The organism is Paenibacillus plantiphilus, from assembly GCF_927798095.1.
GTDB lineage: Bacteria > Bacillota > Bacilli > Paenibacillales > Paenibacillaceae > Paenibacillus_Z > Paenibacillus_Z plantiphilus.
This window is the reverse complement of record NZ_CAKMMF010000009.1, coordinates 19,735-44,993: the sequence shown is the minus strand read 5'-3', so window position 1 is coordinate 44,993 and position 25,259 is coordinate 19,735. Positions and strand designations below refer to the sequence as shown.

General features: G+C 47.6%; 23 protein-coding genes. 2 read left to right on the top strand and 21 right to left on the bottom strand.

All coding sequences use genetic code 11. The features are described from left to right. Positions 1 to 117: 117 nt before the first annotated feature. From L6H65_RS09755 to L6H65_RS09740, 4 genes are all read right to left on the bottom strand, one after another. Positions 118 to 762 (bottom strand): DUF1266 domain-containing protein, encoded by a 645-nt coding sequence (locus tag L6H65_RS09755; RefSeq protein ID WP_236340838.1) that lies wholly within the window; start codon positions 760 to 762, stop codon positions 118 to 120. An 18-nt stretch (positions 763 to 780) separates the two neighbouring features. Continuing rightward, positions 781 to 2,661, bottom strand: coding sequence for a tetratricopeptide repeat protein (locus L6H65_RS26775; protein ID WP_236340836.1), 1,881 nt, complete (start codon positions 2,659 to 2,661; stop codon positions 781 to 783). A 174-nt stretch (positions 2,662 to 2,835) separates the two neighbouring features. After that, positions 2,836 to 4,536, bottom strand: a complete 1,701-nt coding sequence (locus L6H65_RS09745) for a molecular chaperone HscC (protein ID WP_236340834.1) — start codon at positions 4,534 to 4,536, stop codon at positions 2,836 to 2,838. Positions 4,537 to 4,682: 146 nt separating this feature from the next. Next, positions 4,683 to 5,246, bottom strand: coding sequence for a histidine phosphatase family protein (locus L6H65_RS09740; protein ID WP_236340832.1), 564 nt, complete (start codon positions 5,244 to 5,246; stop codon positions 4,683 to 4,685). Positions 5,247 to 5,401: 155 nt separating this feature from the next. Here L6H65_RS09740 and L6H65_RS09735 point away from each other — a divergent pair, with 155 nt between their 5' ends. Next, complete coding sequence (locus L6H65_RS09735; RefSeq protein WP_236340830.1) at positions 5,402 to 5,749, top strand: hypothetical protein; 348 nt, start codon at positions 5,402 to 5,404, stop codon at positions 5,747 to 5,749. Between the two features lie 97 nt (positions 5,750 to 5,846). On the opposite strand, the gene L6H65_RS09730 is transcribed toward L6H65_RS09735, so the two are convergent. The 10 genes from L6H65_RS09730 to L6H65_RS09685 form a co-directional block, all read right to left on the bottom strand. Next, complete coding sequence (locus L6H65_RS09730; protein ID WP_236340828.1) at positions 5,847 to 6,209, bottom strand: hypothetical protein; 363 nt, start codon at positions 6,207 to 6,209, stop codon at positions 5,847 to 5,849. 72 nt (positions 6,210 to 6,281) lie between these two features. After that, on the bottom strand, positions 6,282 to 7,577 hold the full coding sequence (locus tag L6H65_RS09725) for a DUF4129 domain-containing protein (RefSeq protein ID WP_236340826.1): 1,296 nt from the start codon (positions 7,575 to 7,577) through the stop codon (positions 6,282 to 6,284). Beyond that, positions 7,574 to 8,668: a DUF58 domain-containing protein gene (locus L6H65_RS09720; RefSeq protein ID WP_236340823.1), complete on the bottom strand. Its 1,095-nt coding sequence runs from the start codon at positions 8,666 to 8,668 to the stop codon at positions 7,574 to 7,576. The genes L6H65_RS09725 and L6H65_RS09720 overlap by 4 nt, the downstream gene beginning before the upstream one ends. 40 nt (positions 8,669 to 8,708) lie before the next feature. Continuing rightward, positions 8,709 to 9,671 carry an AAA family ATPase gene (locus L6H65_RS09715; RefSeq protein ID WP_236340821.1) on the bottom strand — a complete coding sequence of 321 codons (963 nt, stop codon included), beginning with the start codon at positions 9,669 to 9,671 and terminating at the stop codon, positions 8,709 to 8,711. Between the two features lie 290 nt (positions 9,672 to 9,961). Further along, positions 9,962 to 10,294, bottom strand: coding sequence for a hypothetical protein (locus tag L6H65_RS09710; RefSeq protein ID WP_236340819.1), 333 nt, complete (start codon positions 10,292 to 10,294; stop codon positions 9,962 to 9,964). Positions 10,295 to 10,436: 142 nt separating this feature from the next. Beyond that, positions 10,437 to 10,886: a hypothetical protein gene (locus L6H65_RS09705; RefSeq protein ID WP_236340817.1), complete on the bottom strand. Its 450-nt coding sequence runs from the start codon at positions 10,884 to 10,886 to the stop codon at positions 10,437 to 10,439. Continuing rightward, complete coding sequence (gene serS, locus L6H65_RS09700; RefSeq protein WP_236340815.1) at positions 10,864 to 12,138, bottom strand: serine--tRNA ligase; 1,275 nt, start codon at positions 12,136 to 12,138, stop codon at positions 10,864 to 10,866. The genes L6H65_RS09705 and serS overlap by 23 nt, the downstream gene beginning before the upstream one ends. Positions 12,139 to 12,488: 350 nt before the next feature. Then, the gene (locus L6H65_RS09695) at positions 12,489 to 14,297 is read right to left on the bottom strand and encodes an ABC transporter ATP-binding protein (protein ID WP_236340813.1); all 1,809 of its coding nucleotides are present in this window, start codon (positions 14,295 to 14,297) and stop codon (positions 12,489 to 12,491) included. 44 nt (positions 14,298 to 14,341) lie between these two features. Further along, positions 14,342 to 16,090 (bottom strand): ABC transporter ATP-binding protein, encoded by a 1,749-nt coding sequence (locus L6H65_RS09690; protein ID WP_236340811.1) that lies wholly within the window; start codon positions 16,088 to 16,090, stop codon positions 14,342 to 14,344. Between the two features lie 374 nt (positions 16,091 to 16,464). After that, positions 16,465 to 16,998, bottom strand: a complete 534-nt coding sequence (locus L6H65_RS09685; protein WP_236340809.1) for an ADP-heptose synthase — start codon at positions 16,996 to 16,998, stop codon at positions 16,465 to 16,467. Positions 16,999 to 17,188: 190 nt separating this feature from the next. Between L6H65_RS09685 and L6H65_RS09680 the strand changes: the two genes are divergently transcribed. Then, positions 17,189 to 18,187 carry a YpdA family putative bacillithiol disulfide reductase gene (locus tag L6H65_RS09680; RefSeq protein WP_236340807.1) on the top strand — a complete coding sequence of 333 codons (999 nt, stop codon included), beginning with the start codon at positions 17,189 to 17,191 and terminating at the stop codon, positions 18,185 to 18,187. Here the strand turns inward: L6H65_RS09680 and L6H65_RS09675 are convergent. From L6H65_RS09675 to L6H65_RS09645, 7 genes are all read right to left on the bottom strand, one after another. Continuing rightward, the gene (locus L6H65_RS09675; RefSeq protein WP_236340797.1) at positions 18,163 to 18,681 is read right to left on the bottom strand and encodes a hypothetical protein; all 519 of its coding nucleotides are present in this window, start codon (positions 18,679 to 18,681) and stop codon (positions 18,163 to 18,165) included. The genes L6H65_RS09680 and L6H65_RS09675 overlap by 25 nt on opposite strands. A gap of 52 nt (positions 18,682 to 18,733) precedes the next feature. Further along, on the bottom strand, positions 18,734 to 19,021 hold the full coding sequence (locus L6H65_RS09670) for a hypothetical protein (protein ID WP_236340795.1): 288 nt from the start codon (positions 19,019 to 19,021) through the stop codon (positions 18,734 to 18,736). A 91-nt stretch (positions 19,022 to 19,112) separates the two neighbouring features. Next, positions 19,113 to 21,419 (bottom strand): thiamine pyrophosphate-dependent enzyme, encoded by a 2,307-nt coding sequence (locus L6H65_RS09665; protein ID WP_236340793.1) that lies wholly within the window; start codon positions 21,417 to 21,419, stop codon positions 19,113 to 19,115. 34 nt (positions 21,420 to 21,453) lie between these two features. Next, positions 21,454 to 22,464, bottom strand: coding sequence for a 2-oxoacid:acceptor oxidoreductase family protein (locus tag L6H65_RS09660; protein ID WP_236340783.1), 1,011 nt, complete (start codon positions 22,462 to 22,464; stop codon positions 21,454 to 21,456). A 226-nt stretch (positions 22,465 to 22,690) separates the two neighbouring features. Then, positions 22,691 to 23,128 carry a ferritin-like domain-containing protein gene (locus L6H65_RS09655; RefSeq protein WP_236340774.1) on the bottom strand — a complete coding sequence of 146 codons (438 nt, stop codon included), beginning with the start codon at positions 23,126 to 23,128 and terminating at the stop codon, positions 22,691 to 22,693. Between the two features lie 195 nt (positions 23,129 to 23,323). Further along, the gene (locus L6H65_RS09650; RefSeq protein ID WP_236340772.1) at positions 23,324 to 24,235 is read right to left on the bottom strand and encodes a polysaccharide deacetylase family protein; all 912 of its coding nucleotides are present in this window, start codon (positions 24,233 to 24,235) and stop codon (positions 23,324 to 23,326) included. Positions 24,236 to 24,453: 218 nt separating this feature from the next. Beyond that, on the bottom strand, positions 24,454 to 25,137 hold the full coding sequence (locus tag L6H65_RS09645; RefSeq protein ID WP_236340770.1) for an MOSC domain-containing protein: 684 nt from the start codon (positions 25,135 to 25,137) through the stop codon (positions 24,454 to 24,456). Positions 25,138 to 25,259: the final 122 nt, after the last annotated feature.

Here is a 25,259-nt window from a genome sequence, read left to right as displayed (position 1 = left end):
GAATTTGGGAAGGATTGTAAACGTTTTGTTGCAGCTCTGATGCAAGTCGTGTAACGATATTTTAACCTAGAGACAGCTTTTCAAACCGCTATAACTGCATGCATTTTATTAATGCAATTAAGAAAAATGCGGAAACGGACTATACTTGGGATTCATCAGCTTATAGATGTCAACCTTGTAATCTCTCACAAAATCATCAGACAGGTTAGAGGCAATATATACCCTTCCAATGACATAGCTAAACACATACTCTTCCCAATTACTAAAGCTTTCCTTGATCAACTGAATGACATCCGCCAAATAAGTCCATTTGTCCTCTTCCGAAATGTGACCAAGCGTATAGCCAGCCCAGCACTTGAATACGATCCACGAATAGTCAAAGGCTGCAATGCCGCCAGCAGGCATCGACTGGGAATAATAATGGACGACATATAAATGATGCCTAAGCTGATCATTGTTCGTGATCGTTGCCGTATATTCGCGATATTCGGCTTCATTCATTCCAGACAGCTTCGTTAAGTGCTGCTGGAATGATTGCCTGTGACCTTCGACAAAAAACTTGTTGATATCGCCTACGGTGTCCTCTTTCTCGTCAAACCCCCATGTTTTAAACAACTTGCGCAACAGTTCCTTGTTATTAAATACGAAGTCCGGATTTATTTTATAATAATTGTTTTTTTGTTCAATAAATATCAAGGAAACAAGCGAATTGATGGAAGATGTTATTTCCGTCCGTTTTATTTGACTCTTAGCATTCACCATACAGCCTCCTCTCGCCGTCTACCTATGGTATTGAAACACTTTCCAGTGTCGCCGAATTTCCTTCGACAACGAAGAATACACCCGGAAAGAAAGGAATAACAGTAGGAATAAATATAACCATACATACCAATCCGCAATAGGATCTGACAGCATGGAGGGAATATTTTTAAAGCCATGATACAACAGAACAAAGAGCACAAGTATGCTGATTAACGAGAACCAAGCACGCGACAGAAGTGAAGTCATGGATCCTATGACATTCCAGCGGAAAGGCATTATTCCAAGCTCTTCATCCAGATCTCTTACCGTTTCTACCATACCGCTTCTCCTTAATTTCTCAACCTCTTGAGCCTTTAGCTTCAATAAAGCGATGTTTGCCATAAAATCATTCTGATTGATGGCCAAAATACGTGTGAAAACTTCCTGCGCTTGGTATATTTCACCCAGCTTCACATAGCATTGTCCGGATAGAGAGAGCGCCTCCCGATTGTTCGGATTGAGCTGAATCATTAATTTGAGGTCCCGAAGCGCTTCAGACGGCTGATCATTATCATAGAAGGCTAACGCGCGAGAATAATAGCCACTTAAAGTGTTGGGATCGATGGATATGCGATGATTGCAACATGCAAGCGTCCGTATTTTGTCCCCTATGCGCCTATAGCAATCAATCTGCATCAGGACCAGTTCCACATCGTCTCTGAAAAGAGCCTCCGCCTGCTGTAAAGACTGTTCTGCTAGCTGCAGCTCATTATTCGCCAGCGCCAAATACGCCTCTTCGCGGTATCGCAGATAGGTATCATAATCAATATCTCCCGCTCGCAGAAGAGCAGCATAATTCATATTGAGATTGGAAGGCTTTGCTGAAATACGGGCATAAGCATTCGGAAACTCTTGGGAGAAGGTTTCATCCCGATCCTCATCATTCTCCACCCAATAAAATGTGTTGTTTAACAGCACCCATATATCATGCGGCAGCCAATAATGCTCTTCCAGATAATCCAGCAAGGTCTCCGAGACACGCTGCTTCATGGAAGCGTTCCATACAATATCGGAATTCAATAGCTCCATCCATTGTTCAATATTTATGCGGCTGCGAAATTCGGAATAGATCGTTGTAACCTTCTCCTTGAATGTCTCCAGTTGACTTTCTGGGTCAGGCTCGTTATCCCATTCCAGATAAAACTGATTTCGGAGGTTGTGAGGAATGCTATATTCTTCTTCGACTTCCACTTCAATCTCAGCCTCGATCTCGTCTTCCACCACACTATTTTCAGGGCTGCTCTCAACCTCTGTATCACGCAGAATGGCTTCCCATTCCTGCTGGGATTGGTCATCGGAGCCTTCAAGGTCACTCTCATTTTCATCAACAGGTTGATTAACGGCGTTAATCTTATTTTTCTCGTCACCGTTTTCTGTCTCGTTTCTATCTTCCTCGTGTTCTTCTTCCTTACGTTTCTCTTGCTTTTCTTCCTTGCGATCTTCTTCCTCACGCTTTTCTTCCTTGCGTTTTTCATCCTCTCGTTTCTCTTGCTCTCGCTTTTCTTTCTCTCGCTTTTCTTGCTCGCGTTTTACTGCCTCATGTTTCTCTTGCTCACGCTTTTCTTCATCATGTCTCTCTTGCTCGCGTTTTTCTTTCTTGCGTTTTTCATCCTCACGCTTTTCTTGCTCGCGTTTCACCTTTTCGCGTTGGCTTTCCTCAGCATCCTTGAGCGTTCGAGTATGATTATTCCCGCTATTGCGCTTTGCCAGCTTCATAGCCAGATCATAAGCTTCTCTTAGCCGCTGATAGCCTTCTGCATCATCCTCCGGATGATAGATTTTCAGCAGCTTCGAATATGCTCTCTTAATTTCATTGATATCATTCGTAGGTTTAATGCCAAGGATATCCCAAATTCTCATCTATCGTCACTTCACCCTCCGGCGGTCGCCCCCATCAATAATAATTAGCTGCCGCAAGCTTGTATGCTTTCCCATATATCTGCTGCTTTCCTAAGCAATCCATTCTAAGCCATCCAATTGACAGCTTATATACCTTAAGCAATCCACGCGACACGAAGATTTTCCAAAACCACATTAATAGTCACGCCATTTCTCAAAATGATCAAGCTGCTTTCTCAGTTCAACGGCAGCTCTCTTAATATCATTCTCATTCTGAGTGGCCAGAACACGCTCGAATTGGAGCAGAATATATTCAATCTCCGCTCTTTTCTCACCTAAAGCCTCTTCATATAGACGTTCACCGGTTGCCAGAAGCAGCCTGTTCTCACTTCGTTCCCTTGGATGAATTTTGATATCCTTTAATTTATTCAGTCGATCCTCAATTTCCTGCTCGGTCAGCTTGCCGGGATTTTGTTCAATAATTATTTTCTTCTTATGACCTGTGCTGGTTGTCGTAACCTCTACTTCAAGAATACCGTTAATATCGTAGGTGAACCTAACATCTATCGACTGCGCTTCAGCCTTATCAGGAACAACATCAACACACAATTCGCCAAGCTTTACATTATTTTCTACCTTGCGGCTTTCACCTTGATAGATAACGACGTTAATTGCCTTCTGCTGGTCGTAAATCGTGCAATAGCTATCAACTTTACTGACTGGAATGGGTGTATTCCGCTCAATAATCGGACTGAAATGACCAGAATCATACTTGCCGTTCGAGAGCTGCTTCGTCGTTGATATCCCAAGGGTAAAAGGACATACATCCGTCAGCACGACCTCCTGCAGCAATTCGTTCCGTTCCTTGAGCGCAACCTGGATCGCCGCCCCGAGTGCAACAGCTTCGTCAGGATTGATGCCTGTATACGGCAGGCGACCGAACATTTTACTAATGATGGACTTGATAACCGGCATGCGGGTAGCTCCACCGATAAGAATAACGGCATCCAGATCATCCGGTGACAAAGCTGCGTCCCGCAGCGCCCGCTCGATCGGATGACGCAGACGAAGAATAAGCGCACCTGCAAGCTTCTCGAAATCTGCACGGTCCATGACCAGCTCGTAGGACTTATTCCCCTTTGTAAAAGTCATCCTGCCTTCATTATCTCGGCCAATCCCGCGTTTGCACACCTCAGCCTGCTTGAAAATCGCCGATTTTTCTTTGAAATCCAGTGTTAATGGATCGATAGCATTCGAATCTATGAAATGGGTAGCCAATAGCTGTGTGAAGTCCTCCCCGCCCAAATAATTATCGCCCGCGATAGATTTCACTTCCATAACGCCCTCGAAAAACTCCAAAATCGACACGTCGAAAGTACCCCCACCCAAATCGAAGACAAGAAATTTCGTATCCGATTTCTGCTGATGCAGTCCGTAAGAGATCGCAGCCGCAGTAGGCTCGCTAATCAGCCGCTCGACCTTCAATCCGGCAATCTCGGCAGCACGTTTAGTCGCTTTGCGCTGGGTATCGTTGAAGTAGGCGGGAACACTAATAACCGCCTCCGTCACCGGAGTGCCCAGATAAGCTTCCGCATCTGCCTTCAATGCTTTCACAACGAAGGATGACAGCTCCTCCGGGGTAAAGGAATGACGGCCGATCCGGTATATTTTTTCAGTTCCCATATATCGCTTGAAGGTGGAGACAGTGACAGCAGGATGAGTAAGCAGACGCTCCTTGGCAATCTGTCCGACAAGAATTTCACCATTATCGTCGATACTTATTACCGAAGGTGTTAAGTGCTCCCCATGCACGTTGGGTATAATAACTGGCCCTTCACTCGTCCAATGAGCAACCAAGCTGTTCGTTGTTCCTAAATCTATGCCAATCATCGCCATATCAGAGCCTCATTTCAGTAAATTATTAGTTCCCTATTAAAAAATAACATTTCCATAATTTATATTATCATCAATTTCACTTCTATTTGTAAAGGAATATTTCGACATATTTCATCACGGTAAAAGCTGACCTCCAGCTCCAGCGATCAGCTTTTACCGTGAGTGGCAGAGAACGTGGCTTCAAAGGTATATAGTTTCCCATTCTCCGGTTTTAAGAATCTTTTGCCACTATAGCCTCTTCGTTTCAATTCATTGGATAATGCCTTCATGAACGCCCCATGACTGACAATCAGCGTATTGTCTGCCCCAAAGGACTCGATTAAATCTACCATTTGCTTTGCTCGAAGCGCCGTATCAACGCGGCCTTCCTCCTGAGATTTGTGCGAGAACAGCCACGCCAGCCGCGCCATCATTATCCATATGATATGAGGAAGCTTCCAGTTGGCACGCATGAATGAGCGCATACTAATCTCACGCAATTGACTGCACGCAATCACATGCCCTTGATAGAGGAGTTCGGCAGTTCTGCTAGCACGATAGAGATCACTGGACAAACAAATCTGCCAACAATTATCCCGCTCAAAAACTCGTTCAGGAACAATCTCGGAGCAATTGTAATCCGCAACCCATTGATCGAATTCTTCGGAAGTCATCCAACTGGAGTCAGGCTTGCAGATCACTTTGAAATGTCTAACTAAACCGACTCTCATAGACTTCCTCCCCCCTCAATTTAATCCAGTTTATCCTTATTAGGCACAGTTTTGAATTGGAAATTGTGTTTCACATTCATAAAAAAGTTGCATAGTGGAAACTTTATTCGTAAATAACAATGCTGGATGCAAGCCATTCGATATTGGAGGTAGAAATGTATTATTTGTGGAGTGTATCCCTGCTGCTTACTGGGCTGTTGATCGTTAATTTGGTGTTCTCCTACCAGAACAAACATATTGACCCGCATTTTTGGACAACTTTGAAGTTCCAGCTCTTCATGCTGCCGCTATTCGTGCTAGCTAATCTGTGTATCGGATATGGCATTAAATTCGGTTATCGGGCGATTGGCAATCTCATTTATGTACTTATCGCATCCAAGGGACTGGAGATGCTCATTTCACTCCTTATGGGATATATTTTCTTTAAAGAAATAACTACCTGGCGGACTTGGGTCGGATTAGCCATAGTCATGATCGGTTTTGCATTGGCAAAAGGAAAGTGAACACATGCAGTAACGACCTGACTAACAGGCGGACGGAGGCATTTCATAGAAAAAGGGAACTCGGACATCCCTGTCCGGCTCCCCGATTGCCACCATACTATTGTACAATTGGTCCTTGCGGCTGAATGCCGGCTGACGACTGTACGGCAGCCGCGTTCGCCCCGAAAGTAGACTGAACAAGTGCTACAGCCTGCTGCAGCCGCTGCTGCAAGCTCTGAATTTGTCGCTTCTGAGCATCCATTTGCATTTGAATCTGGTTCTCTGTGAGCTGCAGCTCGCTTAATATGTTCTGCAGCTCAATGACTACCTTGCTTATTTGCTGTGAATGCGGGTCCAGCCCGACGTTGCGAAGCGCTTGCTGAGCCTGCTGTCTTTGCAGCTCCTGCTGCTGCTGGACCTGCTCCTGAAACTGCTGATACGACAGCTGCTGGCTGTTGATTGGTTGGCCTTGATTTTCCATATCTATCCCTCCAATTGGTCTTTAGCATTCCTTAGGATGACCTCTGTATTGGATAGATATGTATGATGCTTCCTATCGTTTGTTTTTTGATTGAGTATCGATCAGATGTTGAAGCTTATCTTCCTGCGCCTTTTTCTCGCCATACCGAACATCGCTGTATTGATCCAGCAGAGCGTGAGCCCAGACCGCTTCAATCTCATTGCAGTGCGTGATCAGCTCTGCGCCATTCTCCTGCGGAGTAAAATGCGGCTTGAAGATAAAACCTCGCTTCGCGCCAATGGCAAGCCACTGACGGTACAGAAACCGAATACGCGATTCATTGTCTTGCAAATTTGTCCATTTCAATCGATGCTCCTTATTGCGGCCTGAAAGAAATGCCCATATTCGCTTAGGCTTCTGGATATCCTCAATTTCATCCACGTAGCCCTCTTCAACCGTCACCTGCTCACGCTGAATCAGCTGCTTCCATAATTTCAATAAATACCGAATCAGATTCGGCAGATGGCGAATATAGATGATGAACACTAGTATTCCGCCTATGATCAAAACTCTGATCAGCATAAAAATAAAATACATAATGTAATTAAATATATCGTAATCTCTTGCGCTTGAAACCGTTTCCTCTGAAGGTGGACTTACAGGAATGTCAGGTACAAGCGCTTCTCCAGACTCATACTTTTCAAATTCCCAGCTATTCAACCAAGCCGCTATCACTTGCCACAATTCTGTGAATATCCATTGCAGCTGATAGGTAAATACGATGAGGACAGCGACTGCGATGACAATCAAAACGAACATCCGATTCTGTCTCTTAACAACCTTCTCCACTTTCGGAGCCATTTCGCCAGTTAAAGATTCTGCATTGACATAGCTCTTGTTAGTGGTATAGAGAGTCAACACTATCGATACCAAGCCGAAGACGAGAAGCGGCAAAAAGTATGGCTGGAACAGCGGCTTATGCCCAAATAGCAATGAAACAGCGAAATAAGTAAATAATCCTACTCCATATTGCCACGGCAAAAATCTTTCCGACCATGCGAACAAAGCCATCATTTGTCCCCGGTACATGCCAATCGTCGTTGCAATGATCGTCATTATACCTATGTATGACAAGCCGTATACGAGCATCCCATACAAAGCCGCTGGAATAATGCTGAAAAGCAGCACCATTGCAAAGTGATGGAACGACAGCTTCCTGTTCAACCAATATCCCGCAGGATAAGCGATGAGCATCGGAGCTAACCAAAGCCATCCTGACCCTGCCGGCAGCAGGAGAACATGAAACCAAATAAAAATTGGCAAGTAAAGCACCAACTCGATCGTTCCGCGAAGTAGGACGAGCAGACTCCTCCGGATGATTTCCGTCATGCGGCATCACCTGCCTGCTCCGGGATCGATATAAGATCTACGCCATGCCCTTCGCTTCTCAGCTTGTCCAGTGCAGACTCGATTTTCTCAGACATATAGGCGGTCAATACGACGATATCATACCGTTCCGTATTACTCTCGGCAATTTGGTGCAATAAGGCATCGAACTTGATCACGGGTGAAATAACGAGCTTGGCCATTTGCTCATAAATATAAAACATATGATCATTGCCCGTTTCCATCCCCACCTCAATGGTTTGGTTAGGTGTATCCAAGCTGTGTCCATTGGTGGCAAAACCCGCAGCCAAGCCCTGTTCTGTCGCAAATTGTACGAGTGCGGCTGCATAACGAATACCACGTTCAATAAGCTCCGGATTTCGGACGGTTGTACGGACAAGCTCATGATCCTCTACATTTAGCACAATCATCAGCTTATAATCTGCCGTGTAGTCTCTGCGATGAACCTGCAGCTCGCCAACACGCGCGGTAGCGCTCCAATTGATCGATTTCAAAGAATCGCCAGGCATATAATCACGAACACCTGTCACATAGAAGGGATCCTCCACAATCCAGCGACGAACAGAAACATTGCCTTGCCAGCTTCTCGAAGGCAAATTCAGCTCCGCTAATTCAATAGGACTTGGGTAGACAATAAGCTCCTCCGATAGAGGGATTCTGATCCACTTCTTATGTAAGCCGAACAAATCGCCAAAGGTCAATGCCGCACTCGTCAGACGATAACAGCCGCGCTTGCTGCAAAGAACGTTATGGCGGCGCGTCAATTGCTTATAGCCCATCAAGCTGAACAAGCTCTTATGGTTCTGATAAAGAGTCCCGTCACTGACGTCGAAATTCGTGTTGCTATTAAATTTTAGCCCAGAATCCAGCTGGGATTCCACGCGCAGCCAAGGAATTGGCAGCCCCTTGCGATTGGCTATTCGTTCGACCATCTCAACACGATCACCTTCAAAGCAATGCGTTTTATTGAAGGAACGCTCATACGAGAAATTCCTCGTACTGAATCTGCGAAAGATCATAAGCTGAATAATAATAACGAGAACCGCGCTAATAATAAACCAATGTATACTCATACAGCTTCCCTCTGCCTCCTCTCATTAGAATCCTGGTGAATTAATATTTCACTAGAGGGGAGTCGGCGGGCACTACAACCGAACGCAGAACAGATTCAATAACATTCTCAGCCGCGTCAGGGCGAAGTCGCTGTGAGCTGCGAAGGGCGATGCGATGCGCAAGCACCGGCACAGCCATTGCTTTCACATCATCCGGTTTAACATATTCGCGCCCTTGAAGCGCGGCATACACCTGAGACGCGCGGAGCAAGGCTTGACTGCCCCTCGGACTCACCCCAAGTGCAGCATCTGTATGATTGCGTGTTGCCTCTACAATAGACATGATGTAACGCAGAATATCTTCGTTGACCAGCACTTGGAGATACGCCCTTTGCGCTTCCGCGATATCGGCTGCATTGGCAACCGGCGCCAGCTGCTCCAGCGGGTTATCCGACATGAAGCGCTTCATAATATGAAGCCCCTCCTCTGAGGTAGGGTATCCCATTTTGATCTTGAACAAGAAACGGTCAAGCTGTGCTTCAGGCAGTTGGAATGTCCCTTGCTGTTCGATCGGATTTTGCGTGGCGATGACTAGAAATGGCTTGTCCAGACCGTGCGTTGTCCCATCAATCGTCACCTGACGCTCCTCCATACATTCCAGAAGACTGGATTGAGTACGTGGAGTCGCACGATTGATCTCATCCGCAAGTACAATATTGGCAAAAAGAGGCCCAGGGCGGAATTCGAATTCCGAGAGCTTTTGGTTATAGAAATTAATGCCGCTAAGATCTGAAGGAAGTAGATCAGGAGTAAATTGTATGCGCTTAAATGTGCAGTCCAAAGATTTGGAGAGCGCTTTCGCAATAAGCGTCTTCCCCGTGCCCGGAACATCTTCAAGCAAGACATGGCCGGAGGCAATAATTGCAATGAGCAGCTTGTCGATAATATCTTCTTTCCCCACAATAACTTTGCTTACATTGGACCTGATTTGGTCAGCCAACCGTTGTACCGATTCCAAACTCATTTCAAATAACCCCTCTCTAATTTCTCTAAATGGTACTAATTGTAATTACATACACAAAAGTATACATGCTATTAAACTAAAAAACTAGACTTAAAATAAGTGACGGCTTGCAACTCGCCACGACTCAAACTTCTTTGTACTGAAATGCAGAATTTCCGACCTAACAGTAGTATGAGATAACAAAAAGCAGGTCGATTATAGTCGTATCTGACCATAATCGACCTTTTTTAGTGACGGAAAAGTATAGCTAACGGCATCTTTACAAGTGTTGTTGTTTTGTTTCAAAAAATTCATTTAACCTTTAGCGCTTCTATAAATTTTGTAATTTCAGGATATATTTCTGTATCAACATTATCTTGGGCAATACTTAATATCTCTTCTAAGTCTGTCTTCTTTTCATCATCAATCAACCATTTATCTAATTCAATGTCTTTTAAACCAGGGGGCATGTCTTCAAAATCACTCCACCACTCATGGATAGCTTCAAGTAACCATCCAAATTTAATTGGACTGTCAGTAACTTTACTATCCGTCACTTCAAAAATAGCACGCAGAACCCCACCTAAAAGCGAATCCTGAATATATCTTGTATTATCCTTATAACGAATGGCACTATGCGCCAAGTTCAGCCCCCCTACTATTCAAGGTAATTTATCTTCACTTTTTAATTCGTTAGTGCCTCATTTAATTCCGCTACAACCTCCTTACTCAATCCTAGAGTAACTATGGTATGCAATGATTCCTTCTTAGACCGCTTTTAATACCTCACTGCTTGCTTTTGACAGCATAATTAATCGCATACCCTAGTAAAAATCCAATAATACCTGCTCCATAAACAATAGTAATATTGATGAATATTAAGGAGAGATCGTATGTCCCTCCTACAAAATATCGAAGTCCATAGAGAGGCCCAACAAAAATTAGCACAGCAGGTAACGATAAAATAAAATTGTCGATATAATAGGCTACTATCAGGTATGCAGCGCCCACTGCCCAATATAACGTTAAAAACGTGAAGAATACTCGCATTCTCGTATAGCCGGTAAAGTAACCGAAGATCATCCAGCACAAACAATATACGATTGAAGCCGTAATTTGAATCGGACTCGGCTCATTTCCTTTAAAAAACTGCTGAAATTCACCATAATGAACGGTATAACGGCTACCAGGGCGACCATCAAGCTTCTGAATTTCAAATAATTGACTCCCTTCCACTCAAATAGGGTCTGAGCGCTTTCGGAATATAGATGGAACCATCCTCACGCTGATGGTTCTCCAGCAGTGGAATAAGCATGCGCGGGCTTGCGACGATTGTGCAATTCAGCGTATATGCATACTGCAGCTTGCCCTCATTGTCCCGATATCGAATGCCCGCCCGCCTTGCTTGGAAATCCAGAATACTCGACGCTGAATGCGTTTCACCGTAGTTCCCCCGGCTCGGCATCCAGGTTTCAATATCGTATTGTTTGTAATTTTTTTGCGACATATCGCCAGCGCACACAGCAACAATCCGGTATGGCAGCTCCAGCTTCTCGACTAGCATTCTGCCATTCGCCAGAATTCGCTGCAGCCAGCACTCCGCAAGCTCCAAATCCGCACGGCAAATTACGACCTGCTCCACCTTGGAAAATCCATGAACGCGATATAAGCCATGGACATCCCTGCCTGCCGAGCCGACCTCTCTTCTATAGCACGGGCTTGCAGCCGCAAGCAGCTTGGGCTCATTCAGATCGATGGTTTCCCCGCTGTAATAAGAGATTAGCGGAACCTCAGACGTACCGGCCAGCCATTGGTCTTCGCCATCGATAGCGAAGGTTCCTTCGCGATTGCCAGGGAAGAATCCCGAAGCAAACAGCGCCTCCTCCCGAACCATAACTGGAGCATCAAGCAGTGTGAAGCCTTGCTGCTGCGCAATATCCATGGCAAGCTGAATAATCGCACGGTGCAGGAGAGCGCCGTCATTCTTCAGCACGTACTGCCTTGCTCCGCCAATTTTCACACCGCGCCGCAAATCAATCATGTCATGCGCTTCACCAAGCTCAATATGGTTCTTCGGAGTAAATTCGAATGCAGGGGGCTCCAGATATCTCATGACCTCTACATTATCCAAATCCGAAGCTCCTTCGGGCGAATCGGGCGAGATCAGATTCGGAACGAGCAGCATCAGCCGATTATATTCCGATTCCAGCTCTCGCAGCTCTGCTTCCTTTTCCTTGAGTCCCGCAACAAGCGTGCTATTCACCTTCTTTTGAGCTTCCGCGTCATCCGGTCGCCCATCTCTTAACAGTTGCTCAACAAGAGCCGATCCGCGATTTCGCTGTGCACGGATTCCTTCTGTCTCCGCAAGCAACACCTTCCGCTGCTCATCAACCGCTAACAAAACCTTTACATCAAAGTCTAATCCTTTTCGTACTGCAACTTCTCCTATTTCCAACCACTGTTTTCTAATCATAACCATATCAAGCATCGTTTTACAGCCTCCCGAGAAAATAAAAATACGCGCTTCTCACCCCTTGTAAGGGACGAGAAGCGCGCTCGCGGTGCCACCCAAATTAGTTGGCCGTATTGTGCCAACTCTCTTGATCCGCCAATAACGGTGCGGTTCCGGAATACTTAGGGGACATTGCAATTCTCAGTCGCAACAGTCCCGATCGCAACGCCTCCGAGTTGGATTCTCATCATAGGCATGATCGCGTTTTTAATTATTTTTACCATGTTACCAGATAGAAAAATAATTTACAACCCCGAGCAATGTCCAGTTTTCTGGGAAATGCAATTTCTGTTTAAAAGGCAGATACTCGCCTAGCGCATCACTCGCTAAGCACCAGTCTTCGCAGCGAGCGACTGCTGCATCTCGAATTGTGTCATATACAATTTCTTATACATGCCGTCCTTCAGCATCAGCTCATCATGACTTCCCTGCTCGGTAATGCGCCCGTCTCTGACGACGAGAATGACATCGGCATCACGGATTGTTGACAAGCGATGCGCGATAATAAAGGCCGTGCGCCCTTGCAGCACGCTATGAAGAGCGGCCTGAATATGCTGCTCCGTCTCCGTATCCACACTGGAAGTTGCTTCATCAAGAATGAGAATTCTCGGATCAGACAACAATACCCGCCCGAAGGCAAGCAGCTGTCTTTGCCCCACCGAAAGCTTGGAGCCGCGCTCCTCTACCTGGGTATCGTAGCCTTCAGGGAATTGCGATACAAACCCATCAATTCGCACATGCTGCGCTGCCTGTCGCAACGCTTCATCGGAAGCGTCCTCATTGCCATAACGCAAATTATCCTCGATTGTTCCTGAGAAAATAAACGAATCCTGCAGCACAATACCGATCTGCTTTCGCAGAGATTCCAGCGTCACATCCTTAACATCCTGACCGTCAATCAAGATTCGTCCGCCCGTCGCATCGTAGAAGCGCATAAGCAGATTGACAATGGTGCTCTTGCCGGCCCCGGTTGGACCTACAATAGCGACACGCTGGCCAGGCTGAATATGAAGCTGTATTCCCTGCAAAACTTCCGGCTTATCCTCCCCATAACGGAACGACACATCCTCGAAAATAACCTCGCCGCGAATGGACTTCATCACCTTTGCTTCAGCACGATCCTTTATTTCTGGCTCCGTATCCAGCACCTCGAAGATCCGTTCCGCCGAAGCCATTGCTGACAGAAGCTGGCTGTAAACCTTGGATAACGCGCTTATCGGCCCCCAGAACCGCCAGAGGTAATTGATGAACGCCATCACGAAGCCTAACGTCAACACGCCATCCAATACTTTCATTGCGCCGAACCAAACGACGAGGCAAGTACCCAGCATCCCGATCATCTCAACGATCGGCCACACCGTATTCTCCAAAGTTGCAGCACGCATGTAGGCCTGCTTATTGTTCGCATTCAACGTGTCGAACTTGCGATTATTGACCGACTGCCTGGAGAAGGCTTGAATGACGCGGATACCTTGTATCGTCTCATTCAGATTGCCGTTAATCGCTGACATCGTCTTGCGTGAACGCGAATACGCGCCTTCAATTCTGGGCTGCAGCTTGCCAACGACCAGGAACAGCAGCGGCAAGGATGCGAAGGACAACAGCGCAAGCTGCCAATCCATCCACAGCAGAATAGCTACGATACCTACTAAATGAGTGACCTCCATCACCATCGTTATAAGTCCGCCATTGATCAGCTCGCCGATCGCATTCGTATCATTCGTAATGCGCGACATAATTTTGCCTGCTGGCCTTCCGTCGAAGAAACGAAAGGACAATGTTTGCAAATGATTGAATAATTGCTGCCGCAAATCGAACAGAATACGCTGGCCTGTAAAATTAATGAGTCGCGTATGCACATAGCCAAGCAGCCAGCTTATTATTCTGATCGCCAGCAGGCTGAATCCGATCCAATGAATAACGGTATAATCGCCTTTCACAATACCGGCATCGATAATATATCCGAGCAGCAATGGCTCGGCAAGGCTTAGCGCCATATTAATTAAGACGATGATGCCAACGAAGGACAGTATCTTCCTATACGGCAATAAATATCGAAACAGCCGTCTCATATATGCTTTATTAAAGGGCTTCTCCTCTAGCTCATCGTCGGAATCCCATTCCACCTGACTCATTTCTATCCCTCCTGATCCAACCGAACATTCGTACAGCGCTGCTCTTATCTTGCTGCTGCGGCATCCTGCATCTCGAACAGCTTTCGGAAGAAGCCCTCCTCCTCGAACAGCTCCTGATGTGTGCCTTGCTGAACGATGGCGCCTTTGTCGAGAACGATAATGCGGTCCGCTCGTTTCACCGACGACAGCCGTTGCGCAATAATGAACGTTGTGCGCCCTTTCATAACCTCAAGCAGCTCTTCATGAATAGCTGATTCCGTTGCCGTATCCACACTTGCCGTTGCTTCGTCCAGCACCAGAATGGGCGGGTCCATCAGAATCGCCCGAGCAAGCGCAACTCGCTGCCGCTGCCCGCCGGACAGTCCGACACCGCGCTCACCGATCAGTGTTTCATAGCCATGCGGCATCGTTTCGATAAAAGCATGGATATGCGCCTTGCGAGCCGCCCATTCAATCGCCTCTTGCGAGGCTTCGGGCATACCGTAAGCAATATTGTCGCGGATCGACGCCGAGAACAAGAAGGTTTCCTGCGGCACAATGCCGATTCTCTGGCGCAGACCATCCAATTCATAATCGCGCACATCAATCCCGTCGAGCAGCAATCTGCCGCCGCTAACATCGTAGAATCGCGACATCAGAGCAATCAGGCTGCTCTTGCCGGAACCTGTCGCCCCCAGCACAGCGATGATCTCACCTTGGCGAACGTCCAGATTAATATGCTGAAGCACCCCTTTATCCTTCGAAACATCCTGATCGGCAAAATGAAACGACACATCCTCAAAAACGATATTGCCCCCAATGCGCCGGGCGTCTGTCCCCCCTTGATCAGGTGTGGCGATCTCGATGGAAGCATCAATAACCTCCAGCACTCTCGGCGCTGCTTTAATCGCCTGCTGCATAATATTGATCTGCCAGCCCAGCATGTTGAGCGGCCAGATTACACCCCATACATACCATTGAAAGGCCATGAATGTGCCCAAGGTCATCTCGCCCCTCGCTACGAACACAGCGCCAAGCCAAATCATAATCAAGAAGACCAAGCCGCCATAGAAGCCCATGAGGGGAAAAGCATTCGCCTCCAGCTTGGCACGCTGCATATTCGTCTCGAAATTATGCTCATTGCGGTCCCGGAACTTTCCTTCCTCTTCCCTCTCCCGAGCAAACGCCTTCACAACGCGAATACCTGATATATTCTCCTGCAAAGTTGTCGTAAGCCGGCCCATCTGCTCCCGAATCTGCCCCCACGCCGAGCCGACTTTATTGTTGAATCTCCAAAGCACGAACAGCAGCAGCGGTATTGTGGACATGCTGATTAGCGTCACCTTCCACTGCAAATACAGCATGAAGCCAATCGTACCGATGAAGGTCAATAGTCCAAGGAGCATCAACACCGCACCGAAGCCGATAAAATTTTTGACCGCTTCGATATCGCCTGTCATCCGCGACATAAGCTGCCCTGTTTGCGCCTTGTCATAATAGCGGAAGGATAATCGCTGCAAATGGTTGTACAGCTCCTTGCGGAGTGTGAATATAACATTTTGTCCCACAAGCTCCTGTGAGCGTCCCTGAATGAATGACGCGATGCTCTTGATCACCTGTATGCCGATCAGGGATAATGTCAATGCGAGAATTAACGCAATATCCTTGTTCGCAATGCCTGAATCGAATATTTCCTTCAGCAGGATCGGAGCTATCAAATCGATGATCGTCCCCAGCAGCAGCATAACGAAAACAACGGCCATTAATTTAACTTCGGGACGCAAATACTTCGTTAATCGAAGCAATACTTTCATTTTTTCTCCTCCTGAACGTTTTCTGCGCTGCCTCTCAAGAGCTTCTACACAAGCAGAAAACAGACTATGCGAGCATGAGCCACCTTTTCACAACTCGTGAAGAGCGTTCTTCCTGCATTCCTGCAACAAAAAAAAGAAGACTTCAAGCCAAAAGGCTCAAAGTCTCCTTATTCGCTGCACTGCAGCAAGAAGCTGCATCAGTCGCTAGAAGTCGGGCCGATGGATCATGCAAATTTTCAATTGATGCTCAGCAAATGTAAAATGCAACATATCCATCGTCCCTCCTTTCGAATAGTAGTAGTCAGAAACATTCACAGCTTATCACTTTTTCCAATATTTGCGCAAGTGGGTAATCCGAACTTACTTTATACAATCTACAGATCGCGGGATATCTCCAGATCAGTTGCTGGTATTCCTTCCTCGACCGCAAATTCGAAGTCTTCAATATCGTATACTTGAACAGGCACTTCCGCTTCAATCAGCCGATCCTGAAATTCGAATTGATCCGACAGCAACGGAACATGAAGCTTCAAAGCCGTCAGCAGCAATTCAGTCTCTATCGGGTCGAAATATTCTCCGTAATGGGCATTATCTATCGCATGAACAACAGTAAATTGCACCATGTCATTAAGCAGAAGCGGCGAGCTTTCCCGCCAGGGCATTTGCAGCGCTCGCTCAATCTTCTTGCGGTTGAAGGAATCCTCGAAGAAGCCGATCAGCTCCGTAATTTTTTGCTTCACATGCTCGTTTTCCTCCAGATCATCCATTATGGGCTCTGGACCTGCCTGCATTTCGTACAACTCCATAATCGTTGAATACGGCAAGACAAAATCGACAGGACGGCTTGGTACGAGTAAATGTCCATAGGTAGCAACCATAACGGCTTCAATAACAAAACGTCGTCGCATTCTATCTCCCCCTTTATCTTACTAGCAATATCAGCTTATTATACATCATTCTTCCGTATGTACACAGAGCTAATTGCCTGAATGCAAGATCGGGATGACATACTATATGCAGGATTATGTTAAAATAGTGTCGTCTGTCAACATCAATGCGACACACGTTCATAGCTGAAGGAGGCTGGCGTTCATATTCATGAATAACGAACAAGTCATCATAATAGGAGCAGGACCGTGCGGACTTGCCGCAGCCATTGAGCTGCAGGCCATCGGATTGAATCCGCTCATTATAGAGAAGAGAAACGTCGTCCATTCCATCTCTCAATATCCAACCTACATGCATTTCTTCAGTACACCGGAGCTGCTGGAGATTGGCGATATTCCTTTTACAACCGCTAACGATAAGCCTTCAAGGCTGGAGGCGCTTAACTATTATCGCAACGTCGCACAGCGCAAAGGAGTGCGAATTCACGCCTACGAGACCGTAACAAGCATAACACCGCTGAGCGAAGGCGGCTTCGAGCTGATCAGCCAAGACAGATATGGAGATGAATTGACTTACCGCGCTGCAGTCATCATCATATCAACCGGTTATTTTGACCATCCCAACAAGCTTGGCATTCCAGGTGAGCAGTTGGATAAAGTAAGCCACTTTTTCCGCGAAGCCCATCCCTATACCGGCACAAAGGTTGTCATCATCGGCGGCAGCAACTCCGCCATTGACGCTGCGCTTGAGCTTGAACGAGTCGGAGCTAGCGTTACGGTAGTCTATCGCGGCAGCAGCTACTCGCCTGGCATTAAGCCCTGGGTGCTGCCAACGTTCAAGAGCTTGGTGGACAAGGAGAGAATCCAGATGCGATTCGATTCCCGCGTCATAGCGATCGGTCCGCGCACGGTTGCAGTAGAAAAGGCCGCGGTCAGCGAGCAGATCGCTAACGATTTCGTGCTGGCACTGACCGGCTTTCATCCCGATCGCGATTTTCTTACCTCCATCGGAGTAACGATAGAGCCGGAAGGCTATCCGACATTTAATGACGCCACAATGGAAACCAATGTTCCCGGCATCTATCTGGCCGGGGTTGTAGCATCACGACGCGAGGCGAACGAAATCTTCATCGAAACAGGCCGCTTCCACGGCAGAAGGATTGCCGACCATCTGAGAATGACGGGTTATCCTTCCTCTAGCGCCGATTGATCCCCACCGATGATCGTAATAACGGTAGCCACCTTCTGCAGGCGGATATATTCATTGCGGACCAGCTCCGTTCGGAAATAAGCGAACATATAGACCGCCTCGTAGAAGGTCAGGCCGGGGTAGACGGCAATGCTTTGATTGGAGAATTGGTTATCGAGCAGCACCTGCCATTCTCCATTCCGCTGCTCCCTGTCGATCTCGCCGAGAATGCGGCGCTTCGTCGTCATAATGCCCTCGAACTCTTGCCAGATGAAGGTCCATGAAGGGCTGATTCCACCGGGTTCGGGCAGTGCTGCGCGAGCCTTTTGCAGCAATAGCTCCGCCTGCTGGCACTGCTCTTCTTCATAAGTCCTGATGTAAGCGCGGAAATCATCAAGAAATCGGCGAACTGCTGTAAACCCTTCACTGCGCAGCTGCTTCCCTACTGCGGGCGCATCCTGAATGGAATCCAGCATATTTAACTGCATAAAATATTCATTGTGCGTCATTTGCATGTAGATTCCTCCCTTCTCCGCAGGCATTTCTTAAACGTGCCAAGAGGCTGAGCTACTGTTTACGAATGACGATCCCGCCGTCATTCTCCATAATCAACTGGCGTCCGGGATCATTGTTCAGCTTCACATTGAACAGCTTGAGCCGCTCCTCCTTCACCTCCAGCAGGTCCCAGCTCGATTCCTGATCGTAGCCAGCGGATGCCAGTGCCTCACTCATCATTCGTTCTGCTGCTTCCTTATCCTCCCACCCTATCGCGCCATAATACATCAGATCATAAACATTGCGAAGCCTTCCGCAAGCGATCTCCCCTGTCGATCGGTTCCTCAGCACAATTGGCATGGCGCCCTATCCTCCTTCCAAGCTTCACGACATGCAAAGGAAGCGCAGGCATCATGCGCCTGCGCCTCGATTGCCATTCAACGTATGACCTCTAGAGATAAGGATTGTCGTGCTTCGCCTTCAAGCGAAGCCAGCGCCTCTCGACTTCATCCTCGAATGATTGCAGCGCTTCTGCATATTCAGGCCGGGTCATATGCTTCGTTTTGCCCATATTTTTGAGCCAATCTGCCATTGGAATTCGCTTGCCCTTGTCCTCCGGATTATACGTGATATTCGTAACGCCCTCTTCCACCTCATACATCGGGAAGAAGCATGTATTGACAGCCTCATCGATCAGCGTTTGTCCAATCTGCTCCTCAGACAGCCAGTTAAGCGGACAAGAAATCAGAATCTTGCCATAGACAAGCCCGACATTTTGCGCGTAATACTGCGCTTTGGCGGCTTTTCTAAGCAAATCCTGCGGCAATGATTCCGAGCCTGTGAACACATAAGGAATGTTCGTCGCCGCCATAATCTGAGCCGTATCCTTATGATGAAACAGCTTGCCGCCCTGATGCTTGCCGACATTGGAGGTCGATGTGCGGTGTCCGAGCGGTGTGGAATAAGACAATTGCGCTCCTGTATTCATGTAGCCTTCATTATCGTACTCCAGAATGATCATCTTATGATTGCGGAGGGCGCTGCCGATTGCCGGCCCCATCCCGATATCCATTCCGCCGTCGCCTGTAATCATAACGAAGGTGAAGTCATCCTTTAGCCCATAGGCTTCCAGCTCTCCACGTCGCTTGCGCTCCCAGAACATCTCTACAACACCCGATAATGTTGCCGCTCCGTTCTGGAATAAATTATGAATATAGGTTGCCTTATGCGAGGAATACGGGAATCCGGTCGTGACGACCATTGCGCAGCCTGTTTGATAGAGCGCGACAATGTCACCTTCAATGCCCTTGAAGAACAGCTCCAGACCGGAGAAAATGCCGCAGCCCGGACAAGCGCCATGACCAGGAGCCAACCGCTTCGGCTTCTTGGTCAGCTGGCGTATAGGCGGAACCTTCACCTTGAGCTTGCCTGTCGAGGCGTCGCGGTCAACTGTAATAAGCCCTGTCTTCAGATCCTCGTATTTCATCGGCTCCAATACTCTCTTGGGCGCTTTGTCAGGATCGCCCGCCGTATGACCGTAATAATCGAATGGCCGGTCCACCTTCCCGCTCGCAGCAGCCTCAATGGCCAGCTCGAAGAAATGATGGCCATCCTCTGCGTAGAAGTCTTTGCCTCCAAGTCCGAAAACACGGCTGATTACAAGCGTATCTCTCACATTATGCGTGAACAGAGCCGACTTGATCTCATTCGACATATTGCCGCCATGAGCGCCATAAGAATCCGCACGGTCGCCTATCGTAACCGCCTTAACGCCGCGCAGCGCCTCAGCTATTTCCTTCGCTGGGAATGGACGGATCATATTAGGCGCGATTGAGCCTGCCTTGATCCCTTTGGCCCGCAGCTGATCCACAACATCCTTGATGATTTCTGATGCGGAATTCATCAGGAACACCGCGACCTCTGCATCCTCCATTCGGTAGAGATCCAGAATCGGATAATCGCGCCCTGTCAACACCTCATATTCCTTCCGTATTCGGTCGAACACAGCGGAAGCATTGTACATCGCCACCGATTGCTGATAGCAGTTATTAATATAATCCGGTTCATTCATATAAGGACCGACAGTAATAGGGTTATTGCGATCAAGCACATGGGCGAAGCCCTCAGGCGGACGCTCACCGGTAAATGCATGCACATCAGCGCGATGTGCGAAGGTCTGCACGCGGCGTTTCTGGTGAGAGGTGAAATACCCGTCAGAAGCAATGAGAACCGGCAATCTAACCGAAGGGTCCTCCGCCAGCTTGATCGCCATAATATTCATATCGTAAACTGCCTGAGGATCACGACACATCAGAATCGGCCAGCCAGTATTTAGAGCAAAATACAGGTCCGAATGATCGCCATGAATATCCAGAGGCCCCGAGACAGAGCGGCATACCAGATTCAAGACCATCGGGAATCGCGTTCCCGATTGTACAGGCATTTGCTCCAGCATATAGAGATATCCATTGGAGCTCGTCGCATTGAAGACACGCCCGCCCGCAGCCGAAGCGCCGTAGCATATGCCTGCCGACCCGTGCTCGCCATCAGCGGGAATGAGCTTAATGTCATGCTGTCCGTTCGCTTTCATCAAGTCAAGAAATTGCGCAACCTCAGTCGAAGGTGAAATTGGAAAATACCCCATCACATGATAATTGATCTGATGGGCGGCATAAGCTGCCATTTCATTGCCCGATTCATAAACCATGCGCTGCTCGACAGTGCCCTGGCTTACTTCCTTATTGATCTCGATAGCCATCTTTTCTCTCCTCTCATTGCGTTGGCATGACTGATTATGATGAGGTTGCCCATTGGAATCGATGCGGAATGCGATGTGTCTCCCCGTATCCGTCGGTTTCCCTCTCCGAAGAGAGCGCCTCAGTCGGACAGGCGACCACGCATTTCAAGCAGCCCTTGCAGTATTGATAGTCGATCCCCTGCAGGAACATCTGGGGACGGCCCTTCTTGTCCGCCTGCTCATCCCATACGAAGCAGAAGTCTGGACAGGCCGTATCGCAAGCGGCGCAATGGATACATTTCTCCTCATCGAAATGCGGCATCATCCCTTGCCGGGAAATACTGAGATCCTTCAATATGCTATTCCCCGGATTTACAATCATGCCTCCCATTGGCTGCGTAGCATAGCCGAGAGAGGGAATATCCCATCTTGTCGGAAGCGGCATCTCAATGCCCTCCGGCAGACCAAAGGTTTGGAACTGCACTTCATCATAGCCGCGCTGGAAGGTGCGAAGAGCTGGCTCCACTGCCTGCGGATATTTCTTCTCTAGCGACTTGCGGATAATGCCTTTCATATGTTCAAAGTCGAGAAAGCTGCAAAGTCTGAATAAGCCGCCCAGCATCGCCATGTTGACCCGATTCTTCTCCTCCAGCGAGATGCCCGTTGCGTCCACAACAGCCATCGTACCACCGAGAAGCTTCATCTTGTCCTTAAGCTGCTGAGGCGACTTGGATGAATTGACCAGTACTACACTATCTTCATAAATTCCGCTGATAACATTAACCGTTTTAGACAAATTCTCATGAAAAATGCCTACAATATGCGGTCGTTCAACCGGTGTCGTGTCTCGGATGTTCGTCTCCATGTCGCAGAACCGAATATGCGCTTTAACTGGCGAGCCTTTCTTCTCTGAACCGTATGAGGAAAAACTAACACCATTGAAACCGCTTCCAACTACGCCCGCCTCAGCCAGCATCTTGCCGGCCAGGTTAGCGCCCAAGCCACCGATAGATTCCAAGCGAATTTCGAAGAAACCCAGTTCATTCTGTTTCGGAAGCACTGCCAATTCTTCCACTCCCTTCGCAACTTGTCTGAATAATCATTAAATTCACAACTATCAGTATACCATTATGAACCAATGGCGAATAGTGGTTCTTTCGGTGGAATTTCAGAAATATTGGGAGCATAATAAAAAGCACAATCCGCAAAGCGCTTCTGGAATGTGCTCGTTCATCGGGGCTGTTATTCACATAAGTCCGGTGGCAGGCAATAATCCCGCCTGCTTTTACCTTTTACTTATCAATGAGCCTCCTTGTATCCAAATCAAGAATATAATTATATTTGGTCGCGTGCTTCAGCTCATCTGTCAGAATTTCAAACACCATGTCACGGTAATAACGACTCGGAAGCCCTGCACGAATATCGCGGTATCGTTCTACCGCAGCAAGCTCGCCGAACAAAGCCTTTCTAATTCCGTCGATATAAGTTTTGGGCTTCTCAAATTCGACCTGACCCGGCGCCGTTATCATTTGCCCGGTAAGACTCTGGTAGATGCTGCGAAACATTCTGTTATGCTTCCTCTCATCATCACGGATGCTGATTATGATGTCCTTCTCTTCTTGAGACGGAGCTACAGAAATGAGGTAATCATAGAACAATTCGTCCTCACGCTCACCCTCGATCGCCTGCTTAATAAGGCTGAGCGCTTCTTGAAGTGATTTATAGGACATGGGTTGCTGTCTGTTATAAGCATAGTAGTAAGGTGCTTGCATGTTGTTGAAGGTGTAGTACACGTTCTTCCCTTCCCTCCGCTTATTATTAATAAACATCATATTAATAAGCAGGGGTATTTGCACCATGTCCGAAATTACTGATATAGCAAGCTTCCGTACATTTAATGGCATTAATAGTACGGCAAGATCCCGTTATTTTGCGCCCCGCTGGAGATCTTGAAGCTCACGCCAGCGGATTGGAAGGATGCCTTCCCTTCTAATCGTCTCCTGTATGTCTCGGTCGCGGAACAAATCAAGCTCCATCCCTCGTCTTAACGGCGAATCGTGGAATGCCCGCAGCTCATCCGTCACTAACGATGGATGAATAATGATTTCGGAGACACCGGCATGCAGGTTGCTCAGCAGAGCAATCATTTGCGATTTGAGCATCTCGAATGTATCATTTTGTCCCCCGCGAAAAGGAAGACCAAGCAAATAATCGAGCACAACCACGCCTCTGGCATCCGCTGCCTCCGCATGCTTGCGCGCTTGCTGGGCCAGCTCTGCCGGCGCAACCTGACCATTCTCCATCAGCAAATTGCGCGGCAGCCTGAACGGAAGACCATACTTCGCGCATACATCCAACGTTTCATTAAGAAAATGTCTGCCCGTCTGCAGCCCATACAGGCTTCCCATATGATTATCCGCATGCGTAAGCCGCACTCCCAGCCGCAGAGCCATTCTAACCTGTGCTTCCAATTCAGCACGCACCTGCTCTGAGTCTGCTTGACGTTCGAAGGATTTCACATCCTTGGGAAAATAACCTTCCTCGGTAACGAGAGTATCAATCGGACCAATCCGATTAATCGGTCCCCATTTCATCGAATCCCATTCACTTGTAAACGTGAAATGCACACCGATATCCAAGTGAGAATGACGCGCACTCCACAGCGCAGCTTCCCTTGCCCACCCGCAGGGCATCATAATAGTAGCAGATGAAACAACACCGTCGGTCAACAGCTTCTGAATCGCCGCATTAGTGGAATGGCACAGACCATAATCATCCGCATTAACGATAACAAGCCGATCATCTGCAGCATAGCCAAGCCTTTGCGCCAAATTCATTTCAACCGCCCCCAGCCGTTAAGTGTGTGATCTCATCGCTGTCGAAGACTCCGATATTAACGCCTATTTCATTATATGGCGTTATGCCATTTATATAGAGCAAAAACTTCATACATGACATCAGCCGTTATATGGCTATGAAAAAAACGCCGAAATCGACGTTTCTCACTAAAGTCATATCGTTGTTGCAGCTTCGTGTTCTCTCCGCTCAACTGCCGCTAGCTGTTCTCTTCCAGCAATTTAGCCAATCTGCTCTGAAAGGTCTGTCTCCAGCTCTCGGCTAGCTCTTCAACAGCAAGAATTCGCTCTATACGCTCCACATTCGACTTCTCTATGTACATAATCCGATTCGCTTCGGCTACGGTGAGCGCCGCAGAATGCCTTGCTTCGAGATAAAGCTCATCCCCTTCAGCAACTTTGCCTTCTTCTATTACACGGAAATAAAAACCCGTATAACCTTCCTTCTGTACCTGCAGAGGCAGCTCTGGAAGACCGTGCTTGAGGCCAAGCTTGAAGCAAGGCTGGCGAGGTTGGCTCACTTGAACGAGCGCATCCCCTACACGAACCGTATCCCCGATGCACAATGAACCCTCCGTCAGCTCTGACAGTGTGAAATTTTCCCCGAATGCTCCTGGTTCAACCGTTCGTTTCCATTGACTTTCCCAATATGGGAAATGAACGGATGAATAGGCGCAAACCGCTTTATCCGGTCCGCCATGATGGATCAAATCCGCCTGACCATCACCAATCAACCCCGTAAAGGTGAGCATAAGCGGCTCGCCTGACGGCTTCTTGTTGATGCCTGTTTCAACTTCCTTATTCCCATGCATGATCGTAACCGGCTTCGATATATTAAGTGAAACGATTCTGCCCAGCAGCGCCATTCCCATTCCCCATTTCATTATTCTCTCAGGTCATTATATGATGGCTTGGATGTGCGAAGCAATCTTCCCCCTTCTGAGGTTCGTGGAGTCATTCATTTCATTTTATTACCGCCATAAATAATTAATTGAATTAATCAATT